Annotated in this window: 24 protein-coding genes and 2 tRNA genes; 14 read left to right on the forward strand and 12 right to left on the reverse strand. The window is 68.9% G+C overall.

From position 1 onward, the window contains the following. Window positions 1-41: 41 nt before the first annotated feature. The 5 genes from ITJ57_RS09220 to pepN all read right to left on the reverse strand — a co-directional run bounded on the left by ITJ57_RS09220 (window position 42) and on the right by pepN (window position 6,201). Window positions 42-470 carry a globin gene (locus ITJ57_RS09220; protein WP_194669757.1) on the reverse strand — a complete coding sequence of 143 codons (429 nt, stop codon included), beginning with the start codon at window positions 468-470 and terminating at the stop codon, window positions 42-44. Next, a complete protein-coding gene (locus ITJ57_RS09225) occupies window positions 467-1,474 on the reverse strand; it encodes a mechanosensitive ion channel family protein (RefSeq protein WP_194669758.1) in 1,008 nt (335 codons plus the stop codon). Before ITJ57_RS09225 ends, ITJ57_RS09220 begins: the two co-directional genes overlap by 4 nt. Window positions 1,475-1,555: 81 nt before the next feature. Beyond that, entirely contained in the window at window positions 1,556-2,230 is a 675-nt protein-coding gene (locus ITJ57_RS09230) for a response regulator transcription factor (protein ID WP_194669759.1), read from the reverse strand. Next, a complete protein-coding gene (locus ITJ57_RS09235; protein WP_194669760.1) occupies window positions 2,227-3,513 on the reverse strand; it encodes a sensor histidine kinase in 1,287 nt (428 codons plus the stop codon). Before ITJ57_RS09235 ends, ITJ57_RS09230 begins: the two co-directional genes overlap by 4 nt. A gap of 144 nt (window positions 3,514-3,657) precedes the next feature. After that, entirely contained in the window at window positions 3,658-6,201 is a 2,544-nt protein-coding gene (gene pepN / locus ITJ57_RS09240; RefSeq protein ID WP_194669761.1) for an aminopeptidase N, read from the reverse strand. Window positions 6,202-6,345: 144 nt separating this feature from the next. On the opposite strand from pepN, the gene ITJ57_RS09245 reads away from it, so the two are divergent. The 6 genes from ITJ57_RS09245 to ITJ57_RS09270 all read left to right on the forward strand — a co-directional run bounded on the left by ITJ57_RS09245 (window position 6,346) and on the right by ITJ57_RS09270 (window position 12,305). Beyond that, window positions 6,346-6,969, forward strand: a complete 624-nt coding sequence (locus ITJ57_RS09245; protein ID WP_194669762.1) for a DsbA family protein — start codon at window positions 6,346-6,348, stop codon at window positions 6,967-6,969. Between the two features lie 35 nt (window positions 6,970-7,004). Next, window positions 7,005-7,493 (forward strand): ribose-5-phosphate isomerase, encoded by a 489-nt coding sequence (locus ITJ57_RS09250; protein ID WP_194669763.1) that lies wholly within the window; start codon window positions 7,005-7,007, stop codon window positions 7,491-7,493. A gap of 62 nt (window positions 7,494-7,555) precedes the next feature. After that, entirely contained in the window at window positions 7,556-8,548 is a 993-nt protein-coding gene (locus tag ITJ57_RS09255) for an Fpg/Nei family DNA glycosylase (RefSeq protein ID WP_194669764.1), read from the forward strand. 37 nt (window positions 8,549-8,585) lie between these two features. Continuing rightward, window positions 8,586-10,139, forward strand: coding sequence for an amidohydrolase (locus ITJ57_RS09260; protein ID WP_228506557.1), 1,554 nt, complete (start codon window positions 8,586-8,588; stop codon window positions 10,137-10,139). Window positions 10,140-10,249: 110 nt separating this feature from the next. After that, window positions 10,250-11,623 carry a sensor domain-containing protein gene (locus tag ITJ57_RS09265; protein WP_194669765.1) on the forward strand — a complete coding sequence of 458 codons (1,374 nt, stop codon included), beginning with the start codon at window positions 10,250-10,252 and terminating at the stop codon, window positions 11,621-11,623. 4 nt (window positions 11,624-11,627) lie between these two features. Next, a complete protein-coding gene (locus ITJ57_RS09270; RefSeq protein ID WP_194669766.1) occupies window positions 11,628-12,305 on the forward strand; it encodes a response regulator transcription factor in 678 nt (225 codons plus the stop codon). A 77-nt stretch (window positions 12,306-12,382) separates the two neighbouring features. Here the strand turns inward: ITJ57_RS09270 and ITJ57_RS09275 are convergent, their stop codons facing one another. Beyond that, window positions 12,383-12,871, reverse strand: a complete 489-nt coding sequence (locus ITJ57_RS09275) for a Dps family protein (protein WP_194669767.1) — start codon at window positions 12,869-12,871, stop codon at window positions 12,383-12,385. Window positions 12,872-13,085: 214 nt separating this feature from the next. Between ITJ57_RS09275 and ITJ57_RS09280 the strand changes: the two genes are divergently transcribed. Further along, window positions 13,086-13,622, forward strand: coding sequence for a gamma carbonic anhydrase family protein (locus ITJ57_RS09280; RefSeq protein ID WP_194669768.1), 537 nt, complete (start codon window positions 13,086-13,088; stop codon window positions 13,620-13,622). Here the strand turns inward: ITJ57_RS09280 and ITJ57_RS09285 are convergent. Beyond that, window positions 13,619-13,810, reverse strand: coding sequence for a hypothetical protein (locus ITJ57_RS09285; RefSeq protein WP_194669769.1), 192 nt, complete (start codon window positions 13,808-13,810; stop codon window positions 13,619-13,621). The genes ITJ57_RS09280 and ITJ57_RS09285 overlap by 4 nt on opposite strands. Window positions 13,811-14,051: 241 nt before the next feature. On the opposite strand from ITJ57_RS09285, the gene ITJ57_RS09290 reads away from it, so the two are divergent. Further along, on the forward strand, window positions 14,052-15,221 hold the full coding sequence (locus ITJ57_RS09290) for an IS481 family transposase (RefSeq protein WP_194669770.1): 1,170 nt from the start codon (window positions 14,052-14,054) through the stop codon (window positions 15,219-15,221). A gap of 39 nt (window positions 15,222-15,260) precedes the next feature. Here ITJ57_RS09290 and ITJ57_RS09295 read toward each other — a convergent pair. Continuing rightward, window positions 15,261-15,331, reverse strand: a tRNA-Gly gene (locus ITJ57_RS09295). A gap of 192 nt (window positions 15,332-15,523) precedes the next feature. Between ITJ57_RS09295 and ITJ57_RS09300 the strand changes: the two genes are divergently transcribed. The 6 genes from ITJ57_RS09300 to clpX all read left to right on the forward strand — a co-directional run bounded on the left by ITJ57_RS09300 (window position 15,524) and on the right by clpX (window position 20,515). After that, window positions 15,524-15,597: transfer RNA gene (locus tag ITJ57_RS09300), tRNA-Pro, on the forward strand. 55 nt (window positions 15,598-15,652) lie between these two features. Then, complete coding sequence (tig, locus tag ITJ57_RS09305; RefSeq protein WP_194669771.1) at window positions 15,653-17,119, forward strand: trigger factor; 1,467 nt, start codon at window positions 15,653-15,655, stop codon at window positions 17,117-17,119. An 81-nt stretch (window positions 17,120-17,200) separates the two neighbouring features. Beyond that, complete coding sequence (locus ITJ57_RS09310) at window positions 17,201-17,701, forward strand: tetratricopeptide repeat protein (protein ID WP_194669772.1); 501 nt, start codon at window positions 17,201-17,203, stop codon at window positions 17,699-17,701. A gap of 133 nt (window positions 17,702-17,834) precedes the next feature. Beyond that, window positions 17,835-18,428, forward strand: coding sequence for an ATP-dependent Clp protease proteolytic subunit (locus ITJ57_RS09315; protein ID WP_194669773.1), 594 nt, complete (start codon window positions 17,835-17,837; stop codon window positions 18,426-18,428). Between the two features lie 29 nt (window positions 18,429-18,457). Continuing rightward, window positions 18,458-19,126 carry an ATP-dependent Clp protease proteolytic subunit gene (locus ITJ57_RS09320; protein WP_056006676.1) on the forward strand — a complete coding sequence of 223 codons (669 nt, stop codon included), beginning with the start codon at window positions 18,458-18,460 and terminating at the stop codon, window positions 19,124-19,126. A gap of 111 nt (window positions 19,127-19,237) precedes the next feature. Next, complete coding sequence (clpX, locus tag ITJ57_RS09325) at window positions 19,238-20,515, forward strand: ATP-dependent Clp protease ATP-binding subunit ClpX (RefSeq protein WP_056006673.1); 1,278 nt, start codon at window positions 19,238-19,240, stop codon at window positions 20,513-20,515. Window positions 20,516-20,584: 69 nt separating this feature from the next. Here the strand turns inward: clpX and ITJ57_RS09330 are convergent, their stop codons facing one another. The 4 genes from ITJ57_RS09330 to valS are packed head-to-tail and all read right to left on the reverse strand — an operon-like array spanning window position 20,585 to window position 25,937. Continuing rightward, entirely contained in the window at window positions 20,585-22,618 is a 2,034-nt protein-coding gene (locus ITJ57_RS09330) for a M3 family metallopeptidase (protein ID WP_194669774.1), read from the reverse strand. 33 nt (window positions 22,619-22,651) lie between these two features. Next, a complete protein-coding gene (locus ITJ57_RS09335) occupies window positions 22,652-22,897 on the reverse strand; it encodes a hypothetical protein (RefSeq protein WP_194669775.1) in 246 nt (81 codons plus the stop codon). Then, entirely contained in the window at window positions 22,897-23,343 is a 447-nt protein-coding gene (locus tag ITJ57_RS09340; protein ID WP_194669776.1) for a GNAT family N-acetyltransferase, read from the reverse strand. Before ITJ57_RS09340 ends, ITJ57_RS09335 begins: the two co-directional genes overlap by 1 nt. Further along, on the reverse strand, window positions 23,340-25,937 hold the full coding sequence (gene valS / locus ITJ57_RS09345) for a valine--tRNA ligase (protein WP_194669777.1): 2,598 nt from the start codon (window positions 25,935-25,937) through the stop codon (window positions 23,340-23,342). Before valS ends, ITJ57_RS09340 begins: the two co-directional genes overlap by 4 nt. Between the last annotated feature and the right edge of the window lie 30 nt (window positions 25,938-25,967).

Below are 25,967 nucleotides of genomic sequence, written 5' to 3' on the forward strand. Positions count from 1 at the left end.
CTACGGCCGCTGTGTCGGAACGCGTGGTGTCGGCGTCGGAATCAGAGGAGGCTGCGGCGCGGTGCCCCTGGGCCGTCGTCGAAGGTGTTCACCATCGCGTGGGCTGCACGCTCGAGGTAGTCCCAGAGGGTCGCCTCGTGGACCGGAGCCAGGTCGAGGCTGTCGACGGCGCTGCGCATGTGGAGCAACCAGCGGTCCCGAGCGTCGGGGTTCACCTGGAAGGGCTGGTGCCTGAGCCGCAGCCGCGGGTGCCCGCGTTCCGCGCTGTACGTCCCCGGGCCGCCCCAGTACTGCTCGAGGAACAGCATGAGTCGGTCGGCCGCCGGGCCGAGGTCCTCCTCCGGGTACATCGGTTTGAGGACCGGGTCGCCGGCGACACCGCGATAGAACTCGTCGACGAGCCGCTGGAACGTCGGGCGACCGCCGACCTGCTCGTAGAAGGACATGCCGGGCGGTTGCTGGTCGGTCATCGTTCCGCTCTCGGAGGTCGCTTGGTCTTGGGCGCCCTGGGTGGGACGACCGTGGTCGGGTGGGTCCGCGGTGGCCGCGAACCGGTGACGCTCGCGGCGCCTTCGAAACCGGAGAGGACGATGCTGTTCAGGGCCGGCAGCTTGACGCCCATCTCGTCGACGGCGCGCTTCAGCCGCATCCGGAGTTCGCGGGCGACGTCGTCCTTCGAGCTCGTCCGCGTCTTGACGACGAGACGGATGACGAGGGCGTCGGCCGAGACCGACTCGAGGCCCCACAGCTCGGGCTTCTCGAGGATGCGGGAACGCCACTTCGGGTCGTGGGCGAGGTCGTTCGCGGTGGTGAGCATGCGCTCCTGGACGGTTTCGACGTCGGCGTCGTACGGGATCGCGAGGTCGATGATGACCCGGGACCAGCCCTGCGACATGTTGCCGACCCGGAGGATCTCGCCGTTGCGGACGAACCAGAGCGTTCCGTTGACGTCGCGCACCTGGGTGATCCGGATACCCACCGTCTCGACGACGCCGGTCGCCGGTCCGAGGTCGACGACGTCACCGACTCCGAGCTGGTCCTCGACCACCATGAACAGTCCGTTGAGGATGTCCTTGACGATGTTCTGTGCTCCGAAACCGAGACCGGCCCCCACCGCGGCGGTGAGGAGCGCGAAGGATCCGATGATGCTCGAATCGATCACGTTCACCACGAGGATGGCGGCGACGATGACGATCGTCACGTTCACGATGTTGCTGAGGACGGTGCCGAGCGTCCGGGTGCGCTGCACGAGTCTGACCGCCGCGAGCGGCGAGGCGAGCAGCGACTGCGTGTCGGTGACGTCGGCGCTCTTCTTGACCCCGCTGACGATGCGTCCGACGACCCGCCGGATCACGAAGCGCAACACCCAGGCGGCGGCGAAGGCCAACCCGATCACGACCACCACGCCGATGATCTTCCAACCCGCCGTCCAGAGGAAGGCGGTCACGTCCGGCCAGAGTTCATCCCAGTTCATATCCGGATCAGTGTACTCAGCGTGCTGGAGTGAATCGTGTGAGTGGCCCGGACGGCAGCCGCACGTCGAGCGGGCGGACGGTCATGGACGGACGAGCCCGTGCTTGTAGGCGAAGATGACGGCCTGCACGCGGTCGCGCAACTGCAGCTTCATGAGGACGCGCCCGACGTGGGTCTTGACGGTCGACTCGGAGAGGATGAAGTGCGCCGCGATCTCCGCATTGCTGAGTCCTTCCGCCATGGCGACGAGGATGTCGTGCTCACGCGGGGTCAGGTCGGCGAGTCCCGCTGCCGATCCCTCCGCCGTGTCGGCCGCGGTTCCGGGGAGCGCCGTGGCGAAGAGCTCGAGCATCCGCTTGGTGACCCGGGTGGACACGGCGGCGTCGCCGGCGTGCACGGCGCGGATCGCAGACGTCAGCTCATGGGGGAGGGCGTCCTTCAGGAGGAAGCCGCTGGCGCCGGCCCGCAGCGCCCCGAACGCGTACTCGTCGAGGTCGAAGGTCGTGAGGATGATGATGCGGCTGTCGGGGTGCGCCGCGACGATCCGCCGGGTCGCCTCGATCCCGTCGAGGCCCGGCATGCGGACGTCCATCAGGATCACGTCGGGTCGCAGTCTGGCGGCGAGGTCGATCGCCTCGGCACCGTTGGACGCCTCGCCGATGACGTTCAGGTCGTCCTCGGCGCCGAGGACCAGGCCGAAGCCGAGACGGATGAGCTGCTGGTCGTCGACGAGCAGGATGCGGATGGGGTCGGTCATGGTGTGGTTCCTCGTGGATCGGGGGTCGGACGGGATCGTGCTGCACCGGGGTCCCTCGGGAGGACGGCGTGCACGCGCCACAGGCGATCGCCGACCACACCGGCTGTGACCCGGCCTCCCTGGAACGCGACGCGCTCCCGCAGCCCGAGCAGGCCCTGCCCCGCGCCGAGTGAGGGCGCGTCGGGGATGGAGCCGTCGTTCTCGACGATGAGCTCGATGCGGTCGTCGTACGAGGTGATGACGACGTCGACCCGCTTCGGCCGCTCCGAATACCGCAGGGCGTTGGTGAGCGCCTCCTGCGTGATGCGGTGCACGGCGAGCAGGATGGACGGATCGTCGGTCGGGGGACCGGAGTCGGTCAGGGCGACCGGAAGCCCGAGCCCACGGAAGGTCTGCACGAGCGCGGGGATCGAAGCGGCGTCCGGTTGCGGTGCGAGGGGCGCACTCCCGGTCTCGCGGAGCACGCCGAGCATCCGTCGCATGTCGACGAGTGAGGTGCGAGCGGCGTCGGTGACCGCGGTCATGGCGGCTCGCGAAGCCGTCGGGTCCTTCGTCGCGAGGGCGCCCTCCGAAAGGGCGACGATCACCGTGAGACTGTGGGACACGATGTCGTGCATCTCCCGCGCGATGCGGGTGCGTTCGGCGACGGCGGCGAGCTGGGCCTGCTGGTCGCGCTCGCGTGCGAGCTGCGCGGCGCGGTCCACGAGGGCCTGGACGTACCGCTTCCGGTTGCCGACGTTGATGCCGACGAGGAGGCCGAACAGGGCGAAGAGCACGACGGAGATGATCGTCTGCTCCGGCTCGCCTGGCGCCTGCGGCGCAGCCCACGGGAGGAACGGAGCCAGGATCGCCACGACCGCCGCTGCCGCGAACGCCCGCCAGCCGTGGGCGACCCCGCGGTAGACGGCCACGGAGTACAGGAGGACCGGCACGGCGAACGCGTCGACGGACACCGTCTGCGCGACCGACACGAGTCCGACCGCGATCACGATCAGCGCCATCGTGAGCGGTCGCCGGCGCCGGAAGAGGACGGCGAGGGTCGTGACGGCGACGATGGCCACCGCGAGGGCGATCCGTGACGGCTGGGTCGCCAGGTCCACGTCGAACCACTCCGCCGTGCTGACGGAGAGCGCGACGAGGAGGTACCCGGCGGCGATCAGCGAGTCGGCTGTCCAGGGGTGCCTCGACCACCAACGCCGGACGACCCCCGGTGGCCGGGGGAGCATCAGCGAGGCCTCTGTCGCGGAGCGGTCGTGGACGGATGGCTGCACCGGATCGGTCATCGCGACGCCGACCCGGTGGGCCGGACATCGTTCACGGGGCCGCTCATCCTCCAAGGATACGGAGAACCCCTCCACGGCGGGTCGTGCCGTGGAGGGGTTCTCGGGTGAAGCGTCTGGTACCGCGGTGCTATCCGGTGGCGGACGTCACGCGGCGTCCCGTGCCTGCGCCGCGAGCGCCCGTTCGACACCCGCGAGCGCTTCGACGAGCATGCGCCGCAGTGCTGGAACCTCCGGGTTGGCGTCCAACCAGGCACGGGTGCGATCCCGCAGCTCGGTGGAGGCGAGCGCCGAAGGGTAGAGGCCCTCGACGATGTACTCGGCGATCTTGTAGCTCCGCGACTCCCAGACCGTCGTCAATGAGGCGAAGTAGGGCTCCACGAGTGGCTCGAGAACGGCGGGGTCGATGACGTGGCCGAACCCCAGCCCGACGTTCCGGACGATGGCGTTCGGCTGGTCGTCCTGCTCGACCACGGAGTCGAACGCGGCGCGCTTCCCCTCGCTCGTGGGGATGGTCGCACGCGCCCGGGCGGCCGCCTGTGCGCCGTTGGCCGTGTTGTCCGCCGCCAGCGCCGCGTCGATGTCGGAGCCGTCCGCGAGGCCCAGGAGCACCAGGCCTTCGAGCAGCTCCCAACGGAGATCGGTGTCGATCTCGAGCCCCTCGAGCGAGGCCGTGCCGTCGCGGAGTGCCTTCAGGTGCGCGCCGTGCTCGGGCGTCGACGCGAGGGCCGCGAAGAACTTCACGAACTGGAACTGCGCGTCCGATCCGGCCTCGGCGTCCTGGGCGAGGGCCCAGAGGGCGTCGCCGACGCGCTCGACGGTGGCGAGGCGCCGTTCGGGAGCGACGTAGTTGCGTGCCGCGAGGCCGAGCTGTCCGAGCGTCGTGCGAAGCGTGGTCGACTCGGTCTCGGTCGCGATGTTTCCGAGGACGAGGTCGACGTAGTCGGACGCGGTGGACTCGGCGTCGCGCGTCGCATCCCACGCCGCGCCCCACACGAGCGAGCGGGCCAGCGGATCCTCGATCGAGGCGAGGTGGTCGATCGCCGTCGCCAGGGACCGCTCGTCGAGACGGATCTTCGCGTAGGCGAGGTCGTCGTCGTTCAGCAGGACGAGGTCGGGCTGCGTCTTGCCGAGGAGCTCTGGCACCTCGGTGAGGGAGCCGTCGACGTCGAGTTCGACGCGCTCGGTGCGGACGAGCTTGCCGTCCTGGAGTCGGTAGAGGCCGATCGCGAGGCGGTGGGGCCGCAGGGTGGCGTACTCCTCGGGAACCGTCTGCCGGACCGCGAACGCCGTGAACGCGCCGTCGGCGTCGACCGTGAACTCGGGGCTGAGCGTCCCGACGCCGGAGGTCTCGAGCCAGAGCTTCGACCACCCGCGGAGGTCGCGACCGCTTGTCGCCTCCAGTTCGACCAGGAGGTCATCGAGCACCGTGTTCCCGAACTCGTGCTTCCGGAAGTAGTTGCCGACACCGGCGAAGAACGCCTCGATCCCGACCCAGGCCGCGAGCTGCTTCAGGACCGAGCCGCCCTTCGCATAGGTGATGCCGTCGAAGTTGACCTGCACGTCCTCGAGATCGTTGATCGTCGCGACGATGGGGTGCGTGGAGGGGAGCTGGTCCTGGCGGTACGCCCAGGTCTTCTCCATCGCGTTGAACGTCGTCCAGGCCTCGGTCCACTCGGTGGCCTCGGCGGTGGCGATCGTCGACGCCCACTCGGCGAACGACTCGTTCAGCCACAGGTCGTTCCACCACTTCATCGTGACGAGGTCGCCGAACCACATGTGGGCGAGCTCGTGCAGGATCGTGACGACACGACGCTCCTTGATGGCGTCGGTCACCTTCGAGCGGAACACGTAGGTCTCCGTGAACGTCACCGCACCGGCGTTCTCCATCGCGCCGGCGTTGAACTCGGGGACGAAGAGCTGGTCGTACTTCTCGAACGGGTACGGGTAGGCGAACTTCTCCTCGTAGTAGGCGAATCCCTGCCGCGTCTTCTCGAAGATGTAGTCGGCGTCGAGGTACTCCGCGAGGCTCTTCCGCGCGAACACGCCGAGCGGGATGGTGCGGCCGTCGCTCGAGGTGAGCTCGCTGCGGACCACGTCGTAGGGGCCGGCGACGATCGCGGTGATGTACGAGGAGATGCGCTGCGTCGGCGCGAAACTCCAGGTCGCCGCGCCGTCGTGTGCGGGGACCGGCTCCGGCGTCGGGGAGTTGCTGACGACCTGCCAGGCCGCGGGGGCGGTGACGGTGAAGGCGAACGTCGCCTTCAGGTCGGGCTGCTCGAAGACGGCGAACACCCGGCGCGAGTCGGGGACCTCGAACTGGCTGTAGAGGTAGACCTCGCCGTCGACCGGGTCGACGAAGCGGTGGAGGCCCTCGCCCGTGTTGGTGTACTCGGCGTCCGCGTCGACGACGAGCACGTTCTCGGCGGCGAGGCCGTCGAGCTGGATGCGGATGCCGTCGGACACCGTCGCCGGGTCGAGCTCGACACCGTTCAGGGTGACGGAGTGCACGGTACGGGTGATGGCGTCGATGAACGTCGAGGAACCGGGTTCGCCCGCGAAGTGGACCGTCGTGGTGCTGCGGAACACCTCAGGACCGGTCGTGAGGTCGAGCACGACCTCGTAGCTCGACGTGTCGACGAGCGCCCTGCGCTCCTGGGCTTCGACTCGGGTGAGGTTCTCTCCTGGCACAGCTGCTCCCTGATGTGTTGATGGACACGTGACGTGTGGACTGCACGTGGTCGCTTGTGACGACCCCGGCACGAGCAACCAGCCTAGACCCGGTGTGTGTCCGGTCCCGGAGTGATCGGGGCGAGTGGAGCGTAGGGTTGCGGCATGACGACTTCCGCTGCAGAGACCACCCGCGTCGACTTCTGGTTCGACCCCTCCTGCCCGTGGGCCTGGATGACCTCGCGTTGGGTCGACGAGGTCACCGAGGCCCGCAACCTCGACGTCACCTGGCACATCATGAGCCTGGCCGTCCTCAACGAGGACCAGGACGTGAGCGACGACTACCGCGCGTTCTTCCCGCGTGCGCTCCGGTACACCCGGCTCGTCGCCGCAGCATCGCAGGAACACGGCCAGGAGGTCGTCAAGCCGCTCTACGACGCCCTGGGCACCCGGATCCACCCGGGAGGACGCGCCGAGGACGTCGACGCCGTCATCGCCGAAGCCCTCGCGGAGACCGGACTCCCCGCGGCGCTCGCCGAAGCGTCGAAGACCGACGCGTACGACGGCCCCATGCGCGAGAGCCACTTCGACGGCATCGGGCGGGTCGGCCAGGACGTCGGCACGCCCGTCATCGCGATCGACGACGTCGCCTTCTTCGGTCCGGTCATCTCGCCCGCACCGAAGGGTGACCAGGCCCTCGCCCTGTGGGACGGCGTCGTCGCCGCGGCCGCCTACCCGGGCTTCTTCGAGCTCAAGCGCAGCCGCACCGCTGACCCGATCTTCGACTGACCCGAGCTGCGCGTCCGGAACCCTAGACTTTCCCCATGCGCATCCACATCGCCACCGATCACGCCGGTCTCGAGCTCAGCCGCACCCTCCAGGACCACCTGCGCGCCGCGGGTCACGACGTCTTCGACCACGGTCCCACCGTGTACGACGCCCTGGACGACTACCCCTCCTTCTGCATCAACGCAGCGAAGGCCGTCGTGCGCGACCAGCAGGCCGGTGTGGACGCGCTCGGCGTGGTGTTCGGCGGTTCGGGCAACGGCGAGCAGATCGCTGCGAACAAGGTCCTCGGTGTCCGCGCCGCGCTCGTCTGGAACCTGAGCACGGCTCAGCTCGCCCGGCAGCACAACGACGCCAACGTCATCTCGATCGGTGCTCGGCAGCACTCGGTCGACGAGGCGGTGTCGTTCATCGACGCGTTCATCGCCGAACCGTTCAGCCTCGAGGAACGCCACGCCCGTCGTATCGCCCAACTCGCGGAGTACGAGGCGACCGGCACCATCGCCGGCAAGCACGTCGACGACTGACGCGTCCGCCATCGCCATTGCGGCGCCGCTCGACCGCGCCGCCACCCGAGTGAGGAGTCACCATGCCCGAGGGGCACTCCGTCCATCGCATCGCCCGCCAGTTCCGGCAGAACTTCGTGGGCCACCGCGTCGCCGTGTCCTCACCGCAGGGACGGTTCGCTGAAGGTGCCTCGGTGCTCGACGGACGGACGGTCACCGACGCCAAAGCCGTGGGCAAGCAGATGTTCCTCGAATTCGACGACGGGCTGTGGCTGCGGGTCCACCTCGGGCTCTACGGCGCGTGGGACTTCGCCGGCGACATCCACTCCGATCCCACCATCGCCGCTGCGAACGGGCGCATGGGCCAGACGAACCAGCGCGGGACCGTCGTCGACGACCCGATCCTCGACCTCGACGGGGAGAATTCGCTGCACAGCATCGGAGCGCCTCGTCGAGCCCGCGTCCGGATGTCAGAGCAGTCGAGTCCTCTCGCCGAGCTGGACGAGCGGTTCCCGCCCGAGCCCGTCGGACAGGTACGCGTGCGGCTGCTGACCGACACCACCGTCGCCGATCTCCGCGGACCGACCGCGTGCGAGGTGATCGACTCGGCCGGGGTCCAGGCGGTCATCGACCGGCTCGGACCGGACCCGCTGCTCGACCCGAGCGCCGAGGCCGGCGAACGGTTCGTCTCCCGAGCGCACCGCAAGGGTTCGCCGATCGGGCTCCTGCTGATGGACCAGCAGATCGTCAGCGGCATCGGCAACGTCTACCGGGCTGAACTGCTGTTCCGGGCGCGGCTGGATCCGCACCGCACGGGGAAGACCGTTCCGGAGGAGACGCTCCGCGAGCTCTGGGCCGATTGGACGCGACTGCTCGCGATCGGGGTGGAGACCGGGCAGATGATGACGATGGACGACCTCTCGCCGGCCGACTACCGACTCGCGATGGCCAACCGTGCCGATCGGCACTGGGTGTACAAGCGCGAGGGGCTGCCCTGCCGAGTCTGCGGGACGAACATCCTGCTCGAGGAGATGGGCGCCCGGAAGCTGTACTGGTGCCCGAACTGCCAACGCTGATCCGAACCCGCCCGACGAACCGACGAGGACCGATGTGATGACCGAGCACCGCCCTGGATCCGTCGGCGACGTCGTCACGATGATCGCCGACGTCCACCTGTCGGGTCCGCGCCGCGGAGGCGCGTCCGACACCGAACGGGTCGACGTCCTCCTGGAGGACGGTGCCATCGTCGCGATCCGTCCTGCGGACCCCGAGGTCGTGCGCAACGGAGACGCCGGCGTCCTGGACGGCGGCGGCGGCTTCCTGCTGCCTGGCCTCTGGGATCATCACGTGCACTTCACGCAGTGGGCGCGCACGGCGAGGCGCGTGGACCTGTCGTCGGCCGCGTCCGCCACCGAGGCCGCAGCGCTGGTCGCCGAACGCATCGCCCAGGAGCCCGACGGCGACGGTTGGATCGAGGGCGCCCGGTTCCGGGACGCCCTCTGGCCCGACCTGCCGACGTTCGCGGTGCTGGACGAGATCGCTCCCGACCGCGCGGTCGTGCTCGTGAGCGCCGACCTGCACTGCTGCTGGTTGAACAGCGCCGCGCTGCGGGCCACGGGCTTCGGGGACCACCCCACGGGGTTGCTCCGGGAGGAGGAGTCGTTCGCCGTCCTCAAACAGCTCGACCAGGTGGCGGCCGAGCTCTCCGACCGATGGGTCGACGCTGCAGCCGATCAGGCGGCGTCACGGGGCGTCGTCGGGGTCGTCGACCTCGAGATGCGGTGGAACGCCGCGGACTGGGTCCGGCGGGTCGGCAACGGCACGCGTGCACTCCGCATCTCCTTCGGCATCTACGCCGAGCACCTCGAGCGGGCGATCGACGCCGGCCTCGTCACCGGTGGGGTGTTGGCCGGAACGGACGGGCTGGCGCAGGTCGGCCCCTTCAAGGTCATCACCGACGGCTCGCTCAACACCCGCACGGCCTGTTGCGACACGCCCTACCCGGGTTCCGCTCCAGGGTCGGATGCGCACGGCATGCTCAACGTGCCGCCGGAGCGGCTGACCGCCCTGCTCGCGCTGGCGACCGCGAACGGGCTCCACTGCGCCGTGCACGCCATCGGCGACCGAGCCAACACCCTCGCGCTCGACGCCATCGAGACGACCGGCGCGCGCGGGACGATCGAGCATGCCCAGCTGCTGCGCGCGTCGGACCTGGAGCGGTTCGCCCGGACCGGGACGGCCGCCAGCGTCCAGCCGGAACACGCGATGGACGATCGGGACATCGCGGAGGTGCACTGGGCCGGCCGCACCGACCGCGCGTTCGTGCTCCGCAGTCTGCTCGACGCCGGGGCGACGCTGCGACTCGGTTCCGACGCGCCGGTCGCGCCCCTCGACCCGTGGGTGTCCATCGCCGCCGCCGTGACGCGGAGCCGCGACGGCCGCGATCCCTGGCACGGCGAGCAGGCCATCACGGTGGAGGAGGCGCTGGCCGCCTCGACCAGGGGTGACGACGACGTCGTGTCGGTGGGGAGCCCCGCGGACCTCGTCGTCGTGTCCGCCGACCCGTTCACCTGCCCTGCGGAGGTCCTCCGCGCCATGCCGGTCCGTGCCACCCTGCTCGCGGGTCGGGTGACCGCCGCCGTGGCGTCACCGCCGACGGGGGGTTAGCCCCCGGCCCTGCGGGGGCGCCCGCCGGATGCCGTTCTCCGTTACCGCCGAACAGACTGTGGAGAGCCCGGCGCGAGAGCCGGCCCCGCCTGGTCGAAAGGACCTCTTCGATGACCACCACCATCAGCCGCGCGCTCGATACACCCACGACACCGGATGCCTCCCTCCGGGGTGGTCGGCGGTACGGCCGGCTGTGGTCGGACGTTCCCGGATCGCTCCTCTTCCTCCTGCCGAACCTGCCGATCGCGATCGTGGGCAGCGTCCTGGCCGTGACGATCCTCTCGCTCGGCTTCGGGTTGGCGATCCTCGGGATCGGGATCGTCATAGGCGTCGGCGGGCTCTGGGTGTCGCGCGCCTGGGTGCACCTCGAAATCGTCCGGCTGCGCACCACCGGTCTGCGTCCCATCCGTCTGGGCGCCTGGAGGTCCTCGATCGAGCCTTCGACGACGTTCGGCGCGGTGCTCGCCCCGCTCGCCGGTCCACGGTGGTGGCTCGCCGCCCTGCACACGGTCATCGTGAATCCGATCATCTGCGGGATCACCTGGGGGCTGACGATCACGTGGACCGTGGGTGCCGTCGCCGGCTGCACGGCCTGGATCTGGGTCGATCTGCTCCCGGCGGGGTCGTCCTCCGGGCTGGCGGAGCTGTTGTCTCCCGCGCTGGACCCGGCCGACGCGTTGCTCGCCGACAAGCTCACGAATCTCGGCATCGGCCTCGTGTTCCTCGCCACCCTGCCGCCGGTGCTCCGGGGGATGGTGCTCCTGCACCACGCCGTCGCTTCGGCGATGTTCGGCACGCGGCCTCAGGAGGAGTTGCGAGCCGCGCTGGTCGCGGAGCAACGCGCGCGAGGCGCCGCCGTCGCCGCGGAGGCGGGAGCCGTGCGGCGGCTCGAACGTGACATCCACGACGGGCCGCAGCAGCGCCTCGTCCGGCTGCAGATGGACCTCGCAGCCGCCGAACGACGCCTCGACACCGATCCGGCGTCGGCGCGGACCCTCGTGGGCGAGGCCCGAGCGCAGGCCGCAGAGACCCTCGACGAACTCCGCGCGCTCTCCAAGGGCCTCATGCCTCCGCTGCTCCAGGACCGCGGCCTCGTCGCCGCCCTCGAGGACCTCGCCGCGCGGTCCGCGGTGCCCACGAGGACCGAGCTGGCGGTCATCGCATCGTTGCAGCTGCCACGGGAGACCGAACGCGGGCTCTATTTCGTCGTTGCCGAACTCCTCACGAACGTCTCGAAGCACGCAGCGGCGCGGGTCGCGCGCGTCGAAGCCGCCACGACGATGGCCCCACAGCTCGGGGCTCGTCTGATCCTGCGTGTGGTCGACGACGGTCGTGGTGGCGCCCACGTCGAAGCGGGCCACGGTCTGGCGGGTCTGGTCGAGCGGGCGCAGGGGCTCGGTGGTGGGTTGACGATCGAGCCCACGCCGGTGTGGGAGGGCGCCGCCCGAGGCAGCTCCGTCTCGGTGTCGATCCCCCTAGGCTGAGCGGATGACCAGTCCTGATCATGCAGATGGTGCGCCGCTCCGGATCGTGATCGCCGAGGATTCGACGCTGCTCCGCGAAGGCCTGCTGCGGTTGTTCGACGAGGCGGGGTTCGTCACGGTCGCCGCGTACGCGGACGCCGTCGCGGTCCAGCGCGGACTCGCGACGGACCGGCCGGACCTCATCGTGATGGACGTCCGGATGCCGCCGACGTTCCGGGACGAGGGGGTCCGAGCGGCGATCGCCCTGCGAGCAGCCCATCCCGACCTCCCTGTCCTGCTCCTGAGCCAGTACGTCGAGACCGTGTACGCCCGGGAGCTGCTGGCGGACGGCGGGCGCGGAGTCGGCTATCTCCTCAAGGATCGGGTTACGTCGCTCGAGGAGGTCCAGGACGCCATCCACCGCCTGGTCGGCGGTGGGACCGTGCTGGACCCTGACGTGGTGCGCACCTTGTTCGCGACCCAGCGGGACCCCTTGTCCGCGCTCACGCCCCGGGAGACCGAGGTACTCGCCGCCATGGCCGAGGGGCGCACCAACGCGGCGATCGCCCAGCGCCTCCTGGTCGGGGTGGGAGCGGTGGAGAAGCACATCTCGGCCATCTTCCAGAAGCTCGGTCTCGAGGACTCCGGCAGCGACCATCGGCGGGTGCTCGCGGTCCTCGCCCTCCTCCAGCGCCAGGGCTGAGGTCCTGGCACGCCGAAGGGGCAGTCACGGATGACTGCCCCTTCAGGATGGTGCATGCCGGTGCTCCCGGCGCTCGCCTAGCGGCTGAGGTGCGCGAAGAGGAACCAGCGGTCCTTGTCGAGGCCGCGAGCGATCTCGATGGCGATGTCCTGGCTCGTCTGGTCGAGCTCGTCGAGCTCGTTGACGGCGGTGTTGACCGAGGCCGAAGCGGCGTCGATCAGCGCGATGACCTCGGCGATCGTGCGGTCGGACTGCTGGAAGCCCTCGCTGAGTTCCGGCGTGGTGGTCTTCGCAGCGACCGTGCTGAGACGGGCGTCGACGGGGAGGCCGAGGGCGACGATGCGCTCCGCGGCGAGGTCGGCCCACTCCTGCGCGTGGTCGACGATGTCGTCGAGCAGCTCGTGGACGCCGATGAAGTTCGCGCCACGGACGTGCCAGTGGGCCTGCTTACCGTTGACGACGATCGCGGTGAGGTCGAGGACGACGGGGCTCAGGAACTGCGCGGTGCCTGCTGCGACGTCCGGGTTGGCGACGGCCTGCGGAATGGAGGTGGTGATGTCGGTCATGGTGTTCCCCTTCGTTGACGAGTGAGGCCCTGGTCGGGCGTATTCGCCGGTCTGCTTGGATATAACGGTACTCAGGCCCAGACATTCCGCAAGGAAGTCGAGGCTCGGCTTACGAAGGCTGCACTCACGAAGGAAAGCCTGACCATACCGATGATCCGGGCCGGAATGACGCGGTTCTCCGGCGCTCGACGACGCCTGGGGTACCGTTGGGCTTATGACTGTCCACGGTTCTGTCAGGAAGCTCCCAGGCGGACGCGCGCCCGCACTGGATCCGACCGCCTACACGGCGCCGGGCTCGGTGGTGGTCGGGGCCGTCACCCTCGCTGCCGATTCGAGCGTCTGGTACAACGCGGTGCTCCGCGCCGACTCGGACTCGATCACCCTCGGGGCGGGGTCCAACATCCAGGACGGTGTCGCCGTCCACACGGACAGCGGCCACCCGACGGTCATCGGGCGGAACGTCTCGGTCGGACACAACGCGGTGGTCCACGGCTGCACGGTCGAGGACGACTGCCTGATCGGCATGGGATCGGTCGTGCTGAGCGGAGCGGTGATCGGGGCTGGTTCGCTGGTGGCCGGGGGAGCGGTGGTCCTCGAGGGGATGATCGTGCCGCCCGGCTCGCTCGTCGCCGGGGTTCCCGCCAAGGTGCGGCGTGAGCTGACCGCCGATGAGCAGGAGGCGATCCGGCAGAACGCCGCCCACTACGTCGCCCTCAGGGCGGTCCACGCAGCGGCGGTGGATGACGACTAGCGGCGGCGCGCGTCGCGCTTCTTGAGTCGACGCTGTGCTGCGAGCGAGCCGGACAGGCAGACGACGCAGCCGATCATGCAGATGAGCCCGACACCGAGGCGGCCGGTGGCGAGGGCGTACACGCCGACGAAGAAGCCGAGCGCGCCGGCCACGGTCCAGACGTGGGGCCAGAGGGCGTCGAGTCGCATGCGCTCAGCCTAGGGCGTCGGCCGCTCAGGTCCTCCGCCGGCGGCTGCCATTCGACCCACGCCGGGAACGAGGTGAACCGAGCCTCGCCACCCGCCTTCGCGGCGCTGCCTGGTTCTGATGAATCCCGCCTTCGCGGCGCTGCCTGGTTCTGATGAATACGGAGGGGATGACGGTGTCTGGTTTCAGGACATAGGAAACACCTGTCTCAAGACATAGGAAACCCTCAACGATGCTCGGAGGGTGTCGAAAGCGCGCCTGATCATCACCGCCATCACCATCGAGCACTGCACGCAGGCCGAGGCAGCAAGACGCTACGGCGTCTCGCCCGGCTGGGTCTCGAAACTCATGGCCCGATACGTCGCCGAGGGTGAATCCGCTCTCGAGCCACGCTCACGCGCTCCGAAACACGGCCCCACCCGCATCAGCGCGACCACGATCGCCCTGATCATGCAGTTGCGCACCCAGCTCCTCGAACGAGGCCTCGATGCCGGCGCCCACACGATCGCCTGGCATCTGACCCACCACCACAACGTCACCGTCGCGCCCGCCACGATCTGGCGACATCTCCGCACCGCAGGACTCATCGAACCCCAACCGCAGAAACGTCCCCGCTCCTCCTATATCCGCTTCGAAGCGGCCCTCCCGAACGAAACCTGGCAAGCCGACTTCACCCACTGGCCTCTCTCCAACGGCACCGACAGCGAGATCCTCAGCTTCATCGACGACCACTCCCGCTACGCACTCAGCGTCACCGCACACCACCGCGTCACCGGCCCCATCGTCCGCACCGTCTTCGCGCAAACCACCGCAGAACACGGGATTCCAGCCTCAACGCTCACCGACAACGGCATGGTCTTCACCACCCGGCTCTCCGGCGGACGCGGCCAGAACGTCTTCGAACACGACCTCGCCCGCCTCGGGATCCAGCAGAAGAACGGCCACCCCTACCATCCACAAACCCAAGGCAAAGTCGAACGCTTGCAACAAACCATGAAGAAATGGCTCACCCACCGCCCACGCCCCCACGACCTCCTCGAACTGCAACTCCTCCTCGACGCCTTCACCGACGAATACAACCACCGCAGACCCCACCGCGCGCTCGAACGCACCACCCCAGCAGCGGCCTACGCAGCCCGCCCCAAAGCCACACCCAACCGCTCAGAATCTGAGCAACGCGCACGCGTCCGAACCGACACCATCGACAACCACGGCCGCATCACCCTCCGCCACGCCGGACGACTCCACCACATAGGCCTCGGCCGAACCCTCGCCCGAACCCGCGTCATCGTCCTCATCGACGGCCTCGAGATCCGCGTCGTCCACCGCAGCACCGGGGAACTCATTCGAGAGCTCACCCTCGACACCACCCGCGACTACCAACCCCAACAACCAAGAAACCCCCGGACCTGAGGGTCCGGGGGTTTCCCATGTCTTGAGACAAGACAACGGAGGGGATGACGGGAATCGAACCCGCGTAATCAGTTTGGAAGACTGAGGCTCTACCATTGAGCTACATCCCCGAGGCGCCGCGATGCGACGAACTCACCTGGCAATGCTACTGCATGCCGGAGGTGCGTCTGTGCAGCCCGGGTCGTGCGCTGCCTGCAGCCCGGGAAACCGCACAGGTCGCGCCCAGATTCTGGGCTAGACTGACCGAGGCCATTTCGCCCACCGCTCGTCGGTCGGTCCGGCTGGCCGGATTGTCGCCGATCCGGGGCGTAGCTCAGCTTGGTAGAGCGCCCGGTTTGGGACCGGGAGGTCGCAGGTTCGAATCCTGTCGCCCCGACTCCGTTTTGCGTCCTCAACTGAGGCAGAATCCCCGACACAGGAGAAGTAATCACGTGAAGACCACGGTCGAGAAGCTGAGCCCCACTCGCGTCAAGCTCGCCATCGCGGTGACGCCTGAGGAGCTCAAGCCGAGCATCACCCACGCGTACGGACACATCGCGGAGGACATCAACGTCCCCGGGTTCCGCAAGGGCAAGGTGCCACCGGCGATCATCGACCAGCGCGTCGGCAAGGGTGCCGTGATCGAGCACGCCGTCAACGAGGGTCTCGACGGCTTCTTCCGGAAGGCGCTCGAGGAGAACGAGCTCCGTCCGCTCGGCCGCCCGCAGGCGGACATCGTCGAGTGGCCGAACGAGAAGGACTTCTCCGGCGACCTGCTGGTCAACATCGAGGTCGACGTCCGCCCCGAGATCACGCTCCCGGCCTACGAGGGCCTCAAGCTCACCGTCGACGCCCAGGAGGCCGGCGAGGCCGACGTCCAGGACGAGCTCGACCGAATCCGTGCCCGGTTCGGCACGCTCGTGACCGTCGACCGCCCGGCCAAGACGGGCGACTTCGCGCAGCTCGACCTGGTCGCCACGATCAACGACGCCGAGGTCGACCGCGCGAGCGGTGTCTCCTACGAGATCGGTTCGGGCGAGCTGCTCACCGGTATTGACGAGGCGCTCGACTCGCTGACCGCGGGCGAGACGACCACCTTCACGTCGCCGCTGCTCGGTGGCGAGCACGAGGGTGAGGACGCCGAGGTCACCGTCACGCTGACCGCCGTCAAGGAGCGCGAGCTCCCCGAGGCCGACGACGACTTCGCTCAGATCGCGAGCGAGTTCGACACCATCGACGAGTTCAAGGCGCAGCTGCGCGAGGTCGTCGAGCGTCAGCAGGTCATCACCCAGGGCCGCGACGCTCGCACCGCGCTCGTCGACGCCATGCTTGAGGCCGCGCAGATCCCGGTCCCCGAGAGCGTCATCGAGGACGAGGTCCACCGTCACCTCGAGGGCGAGAACCGCCTCGAGGACGACGAGCACCGTGCCGAGGTCACCGAGTCCAGCGAGAAGGCGCTCCGCACGCAGCTGCTGCTCGACGCCCTCGCCGAGTCGCTCAACGTGCAGGTCAACCAGAACGAGCTCACCGAGTACCTCATCCAGAGCGCGTCGCAGTACGGCATGGAGCCCGGTGAGTTCATCGAGGCCCTCGGCCAGCAGGGTCAGATCCCCGCCATGGTCGGCGAGGTCGCCCGCAACAAGGCCATCGCGATCGCGCTCGGCAAGGCCGAGGTCGTCGACTCGAACGGCAAGCCCGTCGACCTGAGCGACTTCGTCGCCGTCGTCGAGGACGAGGACGCCGCGGCTGAGCCCGCTGCCGACGAGCCCACCGAGGCCGCGTCCGAGGACACCGCCGAGGAGGCTCCGGTCGAGGCCGAGCCGAAGAAGGCAGCTGCCAAGAAGGCTCCGGCCAAGAAGGCGCCCGCCAAGAAGGCTCCGGCTAAGAAGGCGGCGACCGACGAGGCTGCAGCCGAGTAGCACTCACCAGCAGTGACAGTAGGGGCGGAAGCGATTCCGCCCCTACTGTCGTCTCCGGACACGAACGGGAGGGAACGAGGGATGGACGAGGCGCAGGACTGGGACGCACGGGTCGCGGTGGTCTGGGACGATGCAGTGCTCAGCGACGAGGAGCGCATCGTGGCGATCGACGCCCTGGCCACGGAACGGCCTCACGGCGATGCCCGAGCGCTCTTCGAATCGGCGGGCGCACGCGACTCCGCTGGGCACGAGGTCGAGGCCGAGGCGCTCTACCGCGCCGCCCTCGATGCCGGACTCGACGACGAGCATCGTCCTCAGGCGGTCATCCAGTTGGCGAGCACCTTGCGGAACCTCGGCCGGGTCGCCGAGAGCGTGGAGCTGCTGGAACGGCAGCTCGCCGCCCAGGCGACGGGTCCCTACGCGGATGCCACGGCCGCCTTCCTGGCGCTGGCGCTCGCCAGTTCCGGTGATCCCCACCGAGCGACGGCGGTCGCCCTGCGAGCCCTCGTGCCCCACCTGCCGCGATACCACCGCTCGGTCCGTGCCTACGCCGACGAACTCGAGCAGCGACCACCCCGCTGAGCCCCGAGGTCCGGACGCTCCGTCCGCCTCCGGCGAACCCCGCCGCCCGGGAGTCTGCCGAGGGCGAACAGGGCGTTGGTCGTGCGTCGCCTCCGATAGATTCGAACCACTGCACAACCGAAACGGAGCGATAATGGCCGAACCACAGTTCTCGCCCAGTGTCTTTGACCGCCTGCTGAAGGACCGGATCATCTGGCTGGGCGCCGAGGTCCGCGACGAGAACGCGAACGAGATCGCGGCCAAGCTGCTGCTGCTCGCCGCGGACGACCCGAAGCGCGACATCTACCTCTACATCAACTCGCCCGGTGGTTCCATCACGGCCGGCATGGCCATCTACGACACCATGCAGTTCGTGCCGAACGACATCGTCACGGTCGGCATCGGCATGGCCGCCTCCATGGGCCAGCTCCTCCTCACGGCGGGCACGAAGGGCAAGCGGTACATCACCCCGAACGCCCGGGTGCTCCTCCACCAGCCCCACGGCGGGTTCGGCGGAACCTCGAGCGACATCCAGACCCAGGCGCAGCTCATCCTCGACATGAAGCGTCGTCTCGCCGAGATCACGGCGGCACAGACCGGCAAGAGCGTCGAGCAGATCAACGCCGACGGCGACCGCGACCGTTGGTTCAACGCCCAGGAAGCGCTCGAGTACGGCTTCGTCGACCACCTCCGTGAGTCCGCGCTCGACGTGGCCGGCGGCGGCGGAACCGTCGACAGCGACAAGTGACCCGGCTTCGACAGACAGGAATGCAACACATGGAGACTCCAACGTTCAGTGCGGCGGGCCGCTCGCTGCAGATGCCGGGTGCGCGCTACATCCTCCCGAGCTTCGAAGAGCGCACGGCCTACGGGTACAAGCGCCAGGACCCGTACGCGAAGCTCTTCGAGGACCGCATCATCTTCCTCGGCGTGCAGGTCGACGACGCGTCCGCCGACGACATCATGGCTCAGCTGCTCGTGCTCGAGAGCATGGACCCGGACCGCGACATCGTCATGTACATCAACTCGCCCGGTGGTTCGTTCACCGCGATGACGGCGATCTACGACACGATGCAGTACATCCGTCCGCACGTCATGACGGTCGTCCTCGGCCAGGCGGCCTCCGCTGCCGCGGTGCTCACCGCCGCCGGGACCCCCGGGAAGCGCCTGGCGCTCCCCAACGCCAGGATCCTGATCCACCAGCCCGCCGTCGGCGAGGCCGGCCACGGACAGGCGTCGGACATCGAGATCCAGGCCGCCGAGATCCTCCGCATGCGCGGCTGGCTCGAGTCGACCCTGGCGCACCACTCCAACCGTTCGGTGGAGCAGGTCAACAAGGACATCGACCGCGACAAGATCCTCTCGGCCGCCGAGGCGCTCGAGTACGGTCTCATCGACCAGGTGCTCACCTCGCGAAAGAACCCCGTCGCGGCCATCACGGCCTGACCCGGTTCCCGTGCTCACGACTCGGCGCGTCATCCCAGCGGGGTGGCGCGCCGAGTTGTCGCAGGGACAGGTTAGGCTCGGAGCACCGAATCTCCAGGGAGAGGGAAAGACATGGCACGGATAGGCGAAAGCGCCGATCTGCTCAAGTGCTCGTTCTGCGGCAAGAGCCAGAAGCAGGTCCAGCAGCTGATCGCTGGTCCCGGCGTGTACATCTGCGACGAGTGCGTCGAGTTGTGCAACGAGATCATCGCCGAGCGACTCGCCGAGGCGAGCGAAGAGACCGTGAGCGAGTTCGACCTCCCGAAGCCGAAGGAGATCTTCGCCTTCCTCGAGGAGTACGTCATCGGCCAGGAGAGCGCCAAGAAGGCACTGTCCGTCGCGGTGTACAACCATTACAAGCGGGTCCGGTCGCGTGCGACCCTGGCTCCGGCCGAGACGGTGCACGACGACATCGAGATCGCGAAGAGCAACATCCTCCTCATCGGCCCGACCGGTTGCGGCAAGACCTACCTCGCGCAGACGCTCGCCAAACGGCTCAACGTGCCGTTCGCCGTCGCCGACGCGACCGCGCTGACCGAAGCCGGTTACGTGGGGGAGGATGTCGAGAACATCCTTCTGAAGCTCATCCAGGCCGCCGACTACGACGTCAAGCGCGCAGAGACCGGCATCATCTACATCGACGAGGTCGACAAGATCGCGCGGAAGGCGGAGAACCCGTCCATCACGCGCGACGTGTCGGGTGAGGGCGTCCAGCAGGCGCTCCTCAAGATCCTCGAGGGCACCGTCGCGTCGGTGCCGCCGCAGGGCGGGCGGAAGCACCCGCATCAGGAGTTCATCCAGATCGACACGACGAACGTGCTGTTCATCGTCGCCGGTGCGTTCGCGGGGCTCGAGGAGATCATCTCCTCCCGCGCCGGGAAGAAGGGCATCGGCTTCGGAGCCCCGCTGCACAGCAAAGGCGACGACGTGAACCTCTTCGGCGAGGTGCTCCCCGAGGACCTCCACAAATTCGGTCTGATCCCCGAGTTCATCGGTCGTCTGCCCGTGGTCACCACCGTCACGCCGCTCGACCAGCACGCGCTCATGGAGATCCTCACGGTCCCGAAGAACGCACTCGTCCGGCAGTACCAGCGCATGTTCGAGATCGACGGGGTCGAGCTGGAGTTCGATCAGGCGGCTCTCGAAGCGATCGCCGATCTCGCCGTCCTTCGGAAGACCGGTGCACGAGGTCTGCGGGCGATCATGGAAGAGGTCCTCGGGCCGATCATGTTCGAAGTGCCGTCGACCGACGAGGTCGCCCGGGTGGTTATCACCAGGGAGTCCGTCGTCGAGAACGCGGCCCCCACCATCGTCCCCCGCGCGGCGCGCCGTCAGGAGAAGTCGGCCTAGCCGACACGCTGCGGAAGTGAAGCCGCCGCGACGAACCGGATTCCGGCTTCGTCGCGGCGGCTTCGTCGTTCAGCCTTCGAGGCCGCGGCGCCGCAGGAGCGGTTCGATCGCCGCGTCGCGGCCGCGGAAGTCGCGGTAGGCCTCCAGCGGGTCCTTCGATCCGCCGACGCCGAGCAGCCTCGAGCGGAAGCGGTCACGGTTCGCCCGGGTCAGGCCCCCGTTCTCGGTGAACCAGTCGACGGTGTCGGCGTCGAGCACCTCGCTCCAGATGTAGGAGTAGTACCCGGCGTCGTAGCCGCCCGAGAAGGTGTGGGCGAAGTACGTGCTCGCATAGCGCGGCGGGACGGCCGGGTTGTCGAGCCCTGCCGAACGCAGGGCGGCCGCCTCGAACGCTTCGACGTCGTCCACGCGGTCGTCCGCGCCGATACTGTGCCACGCCTGGTCGAGCATCGCCGCCGCCAGGTACTCGCTGGTCGAGAAGCCCTCGTTGAAGCCCGCGGACGCCTGCAGCTTGGAGACGAGCTCCTCTGGCATCGGCTCGCCGGTCTCGTAGTGCCGTGCGTACCCGGCGAGGACCTCAGGCCAGAGCATCCACATCTCGTTGACCTGGCTCGGGAACTCGACGAAGTCCCGGAAGACGTTCGTCCCGGAGAATCGCGGGTACTCGACCTCCGCGAACAGTCCGTGCAGCGCGTGACCGAACTCGTGGAAGAAGGTCGTGACCTCGTCGACGCTCAGCAGCGTCGGTTCACCGGCGGCCGGCTTCGGGACGTTGAGGTTGTTGACCACGACGGTGGGCTGGTCGAGCAGGCGGTTCTGTGAGATGAGCGCGTTCATCCAGGCACCGCCACGCTTGCTGTCACGGGTGTAGAGGTCGAGGAGGTAGAGGCCGAGGCCCGAACCGTCCTCGTTCCAGACCTCGAAGACCCGCACGTCCGGGTGGTAGCCGGTGAGCTCCGGCCGCTCCGCGAAGGTGATGCCGTAGAGCTTGGTGGCAGCGGCGAACACCCCGTCGAAGAGGACCCGCTCGGCCTCGAAGTAGGGGCGCATCCGGGCGGTGTCGACGTCGAACCGGTCGGCTCGCACCTGTTCCGTCGCGTAGGGCCAGTCCCAGGCTTCGATGGTCTCCAGGCCGGACACCCGCTCGAGTTCGCGCTGTTCCCGGTCGGCGTTGCGAGCGGCGGGGATCGCCAGGCGCGACAACAGCTCGGCGACCGCCTCGGGTGTCCCGGCGGTCTGGTCCGCCGTGACCGCCGCCGCATGGGACGGGAAACCGAGCAGGGCCGCACGCTCGGCACGGAGATGGGTGATCTCGAGCACCAGCGCACGGTTGTCGTTGGGTCCGCCGCGCGTGCCGCGGGCTCGGGACGCGGTCATGATCCGTTCGCGGACCCGTCGATCGGTGAGCGTCGAGAGTGCCGGATGTCCCGTCGGGAGGACGAGCGTGATGAGCCAGCCCTCGAGTCCACGCTCCGCGGCGGCTTGCGCTGCTGCGGACCGCTCGCCCGCGCTGAGTCCGTCGAGGTCGGCGGTATCCGTGACGTGGACGGCGAGCTCGTTGGTGTCGGCGAGCAACTGCTTCTCGAACCGGGTGGTGAGACTCGAGAGGCGGAGGTTCAGCTCCGACAGTTCCTGTTTCTGCTCATCGTCCAGGCCTGCCCCGGCCAGCGTGTGCTCGGTGTGGACCCGCTGCACGAGATAGGCGGCTTCAGCTGGGAGGTCGAGATGCTCCAGCTGCGCGTACACGGCGGAGATGCGGGCGTACAGGGCCGGGTCGAGCCGGATCGCATCCTCGTGCGCTGCGAGCTGCGGGGCGAGTTCTTCCTCGAGCTCGTTCGTGAAGGCCGAGCTGTCCGCCGAACTCCGGTTGAAGAACACGGCGGCGACGCGCCCCAGGATCGATCCGCTGCGCTCGAGCGGCAGGAAGGTGTTCTCGAACGTCGGCGGATCCGTCTGGGCGGTGATCGCCGCGATCTCGGCGAGCTGCTGCTCGAATCCGGCCGTGAAGGCGGGCCGGTAGTGCTCCTCGCGGATCTCCGCGAAGGGCGGAAGCTGGTAGGGGAGGGTGCTCGGCTGGAGGAACGGATTCGTGTGTGATTCCATACCTCACCCTATCCAGCATGCCCGGGAGACGACTCAGTCGTCGTCCGGATCCGGGCGGGTCAGGCTGATGGAGCCGTCGGCGTGCTGACGGATGGTGGTGCCGTCGTCGAGCTCGACCACCGGTCGGCGTTCGAGCCAGGTGAGGGTCCATCGCCAGGCGGTGGTGTCCACCTGCTGGTCGCGGAGGATCTGCTCCTCGCTGGCGATGGCGACACGAACGGCCGGCGGCACCGCCTCGGGCGCGGCCGCTCCGACCGCCCATCGCGTTCCGAGCTGCATCACGGCTCCAGGTCGTAGGTGACCCAGCTCGTCCGGGTGGCGAGCTTGTCGTAGACGGCTTGCGCGCGTTCGTTGTCGGCGGCGGTGATCCAGCGGACGACGCTGTGGCCGTCGGCCTTCGCGATCTCGCGGACGTGCTCGATGAGCGCGGTCCCGACGCCGGCCGTGCGTGCCTCCTCGGCGACGAAGAGGTCGTCGAGGTACAGGCCGGTGCCGCCGGCGAGGGCTCGTGGGAACACCCGATAGTGCGCGAGCCCGACGAGAGCCCCCTGCGCGTCCTCCGCGACGAGCGCCGTCAACCCGTGGTTCGGGTCGCTCAACCAGCCCCACACGAGGACGGCCTTCTCATCGGTGAGCGGGTTGCCGTAGAACTCGCCGTACCCGGAGTACAGCGCGTGCCAGGCGAACAGGTCGCTCTCGACGACGGGGCGGATGACGACGCTCATGCTCCGACCTCCGTGCTCTCGGCGGCCGGAGTGAAGACGATGTCCGCCACCGACAAGGTGTCCGCGGTGCGGAACTCGAGGACGGCGATGCGTCCGACGGCACGGAGATCGTCCGCCACCTGGGCGAGGAGCTCGACCGAGGCCGCCGGCCCGGCGATGACGGCGGAGTCGACGGGCGTCTTCTGAGACGCCTTCGCGTCGGTCTTCGCGCGGCGGATGCCGGTGAGGGCCTCGCTCGCGAGCGCGAGCACCTGGGGTTCGCCCGTGGCGAGGCCGGCGAACTCGTCGTCCGACGGCCAGGCGGCGATGTGGACCGAACCGTCGTGCGACCACGACCAGGCTTCCTCCGCGGCGAACGGGATGAACGGGGCGAAGAGGCGGAGCAGCGTCGACAGTGCGATCCGCAGCGCGGCCACCGCGGACGCCTGCTCGGGGCTCTCCTCGCCGTACGCGCGCTCCTTCACGAGCTCCAGGTAGTCGTCGCAGAAGGTCCAGAAGAACGCCTCCGTGAGCTCGAGGGCCCGTGCGTGGTCGTACCCGGCGAGGGCGGTGCTCGCGTCCGCGACGGCCTTGCGGAGGACGCTGAGCATGGCCAGGTCGACGGCTTCCGTCACCGGAGCGTCTTCACGTCCGGTGAAGCCGAGGATGAACTTCGAGGCGTTGAGAACCTTGATGGCGAGGCGTCGGCCGATCTTGATCTGCGTCGGGTTCTGCGGGTCGAAGGCCGCATCGGTGCCGAGACGGCTCGAGGCCGCCCAGTACCGGACGGCGTCCGAACCGTGCTGTTCGAGCATCGCCGCCGGGGTGACGACGTTGCCCTTCGACTTCGACATCTTCTTGCGGTCGGGGTCGACGATGAAGCCGGACACGGACGCGTGCTCCCACGGCTTCCGGTCGTATTCGAGGACGCTGCGGAGCATGGTGGAGAAGAGCCACGTGCGGATGATGTCCTGGCCCTGCGGGCGCAGGGAGTACGGGAACACCAGATCCCAGAGTTCGGGGTCGCGCTCCCAACCGCCGGCGAGCTGCGGGGTGAGGCTCGACGTCGCCCAGGTGTCCATGACGTCCACCTCGCCCATGAAGCCGCCGGGGACGCCGCGCTGGGACTCGTCGTAGCCGGGAGCCGCGTCGCTCGACGGGTCGACCGGCAGGGACGCGTGGTCCGGCGCGATCGGCTGGTCGTAGACCGGATTGCCGTCACCGTCGAGCGGGTACCAGAGCGGGATCGGGACGCCGAAGAACCGCTGGCGGGAGATCAGCCAGTCGCCCGACAGGCCGCCGACCCAGTTCTCGTAGCGCACCCGCATGAACTCGGGGTGCCACTCCAGCTCGGCGCCCAGTTCGAGCAGGCGGCCGCGGAGCTGTTCGTCTCGCGCGCCGTTGCGGATGTACCACTGGCGGGTCGAGACGATCTCGAGTGGCTTGTCGCCCTTCTCGAAGAACTTGACGGGGTGCGTGATCTGCTTCGGCTCGCCGACGAGGTCGCCGGACGCCGTGAGAAGGTCGACGACGGCCTGCTTGGCGCTGAACACCGTCTTGCCTGCGAGCTGCGCGTAGGCGTCGCGGCCTGCCTCGGTCGTGATCGCCTCGGGCGCCTCGGAGATGATCCGGCCGTCGAAGCCGAGGATCGCGCGGTTCGGGAGGTCGAGTTCGCGCCACCAGACGATGTCGGTGATGTCACCGAAGGTGCAGACCATCGCGATGCCGGCGCCCTTGTCGGGCTGAGCGAGGTGGTGCGCGAGCACGGGCACCTCGACCCCGAAGACGGGTGTCGTCACCGTGGTGCCGAACAGCGGCTTGAAGCGCTCGTCGTCGGGGTGGGCCACGAGGGCGACGCACGCGGGGAGGAGTTCGGGACGGGTGGTCTCGATCTCGATCGTGCCACCGTCGGGGCGGTGGAAGGACAGCCGGCGGTAGGTGCCCGGCTGCTCCTTGTCCTCGAGCTCGGCCTGGGCCACGGCCGTGCGGAAGGTGATGTCCCAGAGCGTGGGCGCCATGGCCTGGTAGGCCTCGCCCCGCTCGAGGTTCCGGAGGAACGCGAGCTGGCTGGCGGTGATCGACTCGTCGCCGATCGTCCGGTAGCTCTGCGTCCAGTCCACCGAGAGTCCGAGCGCGCGCCAGACGGCCTCGAACTGCTGCTCGTCCTCGACGGTGAGGCGCTCGCAGAGCTCGATGAAGTTGCGGCGGGAGATCGGGATCTGATCGGCGGCCTTCGTGCTCTTGTTGTCGCCGCCCTCGAACGGCGGCGTGAAGTCCGCGTCGTAGGGGAGCGTCGGGTCGCACCGGACGCCGTAATAGTTCTGGACACGCCGCTCGGTCGGGAGACCGTTGTCGTCCCAGCCCATCGGGTAGAAGACGCGCTTGCCCGTCATCCGCTGGTAGCGGGCGACGACGTCGGTGTGGGTGTAGCTGAAGACGTGCCCGATGTGGAGTGACCCGGAGGCGGTCGGCGGCGGGGTGTCGATGGAGTAGATGCACTCGCGGGTCGCGCCCTCGCGCTGGAACCGGTACGTCCCCGCGGACTCCCAGGAGGAGCCCCACTTCTGCTCGAGACCTTCGAGGGCCGGCTTGTCCGGGATGCTGGCAGCGGTCATGAGGGGATCTCCTGCTGATATGTGCGGCAC

The organism is Plantibacter sp. VKM Ac-2880 (genome assembly GCF_015351235.1).
Lineage (GTDB): Bacteria > Actinomycetota > Actinomycetes > Actinomycetales > Microbacteriaceae > Plantibacter.

Bases quoted from the DNA above. Each gene is read 5' to 3' on its own strand.
- ITJ57_RS09255 (WP_194669764.1), top strand. From the start codon at position 7,556: ATGCCCGAGGGGCACTCCGTCCATCGCATCGCCCGCCAGTTCCGGCAG.
- ITJ57_RS09335 (WP_194669775.1), bottom strand. From the start codon at position 22,897: ATGCAGCTCGGAACGCGATGGGCGGTCGGAGCGGCCGCGCCCGAGGCG.
- ITJ57_RS09285 (WP_194669769.1), bottom strand. From the start codon at position 13,810: ATGCGACTCGACGCCCTCTGGCCCCACGTCTGGACCGTGGCCGGCGCG.
- ITJ57_RS09265 (WP_194669765.1), top strand. From the start codon at position 10,250: ATGACCACCACCATCAGCCGCGCGCTCGATACACCCACGACACCGGAT.
- ITJ57_RS09245 (WP_194669762.1), top strand. From the start codon at position 6,346: ATGACGACTTCCGCTGCAGAGACCACCCGCGTCGACTTCTGGTTCGAC.
- ITJ57_RS09310 (WP_194669772.1), top strand. From the start codon at position 17,201: ATGGACGAGGCGCAGGACTGGGACGCACGGGTCGCGGTGGTCTGGGAC.
- ITJ57_RS09280 (WP_194669768.1), top strand. From the start codon at position 13,086: ATGACTGTCCACGGTTCTGTCAGGAAGCTCCCAGGCGGACGCGCGCCC.
- ITJ57_RS09220 (WP_194669757.1), bottom strand. From the start codon at position 470: ATGACCGACCAGCAACCGCCCGGCATGTCCTTCTACGAGCAGGTCGGC.
- ITJ57_RS09330 (WP_194669774.1), bottom strand. From the start codon at position 22,618: ATGGAATCACACACGAATCCGTTCCTCCAGCCGAGCACCCTCCCCTAC.
- ITJ57_RS09250 (WP_194669763.1), top strand. From the start codon at position 7,005: ATGCGCATCCACATCGCCACCGATCACGCCGGTCTCGAGCTCAGCCGC.
- clpX (WP_056006673.1), top strand. From the start codon at position 19,238: ATGGCACGGATAGGCGAAAGCGCCGATCTGCTCAAGTGCTCGTTCTGC.
- ITJ57_RS09320 (WP_056006676.1), top strand. From the start codon at position 18,458: ATGGAGACTCCAACGTTCAGTGCGGCGGGCCGCTCGCTGCAGATGCCG.
- ITJ57_RS09230 (WP_194669759.1), bottom strand. From the start codon at position 2,230: ATGACCGACCCCATCCGCATCCTGCTCGTCGACGACCAGCAGCTCATC.
- ITJ57_RS09225 (WP_194669758.1), bottom strand. From the start codon at position 1,474: ATGAACTGGGATGAACTCTGGCCGGACGTGACCGCCTTCCTCTGGACG.
- ITJ57_RS09235 (WP_194669760.1), bottom strand. From the start codon at position 3,513: ATGACCGATCCGGTGCAGCCATCCGTCCACGACCGCTCCGCGACAGAG.
- ITJ57_RS09260 (WP_228506557.1), top strand. From the start codon at position 8,586: ATGACCGAGCACCGCCCTGGATCCGTCGGCGACGTCGTCACGATGATC.
- ITJ57_RS09270 (WP_194669766.1), top strand. From the start codon at position 11,628: ATGACCAGTCCTGATCATGCAGATGGTGCGCCGCTCCGGATCGTGATC.
- ITJ57_RS09315 (WP_194669773.1), top strand. From the start codon at position 17,835: ATGGCCGAACCACAGTTCTCGCCCAGTGTCTTTGACCGCCTGCTGAAG.
- ITJ57_RS09340 (WP_194669776.1), bottom strand. From the start codon at position 23,343: ATGAGCGTCGTCATCCGCCCCGTCGTCGAGAGCGACCTGTTCGCCTGG.
- valS (WP_194669777.1), bottom strand. From the start codon at position 25,937: ATGACCGCTGCCAGCATCCCGGACAAGCCGGCCCTCGAAGGTCTCGAG.
- ITJ57_RS09275 (WP_194669767.1), bottom strand. From the start codon at position 12,871: ATGACCGACATCACCACCTCCATTCCGCAGGCCGTCGCCAACCCGGAC.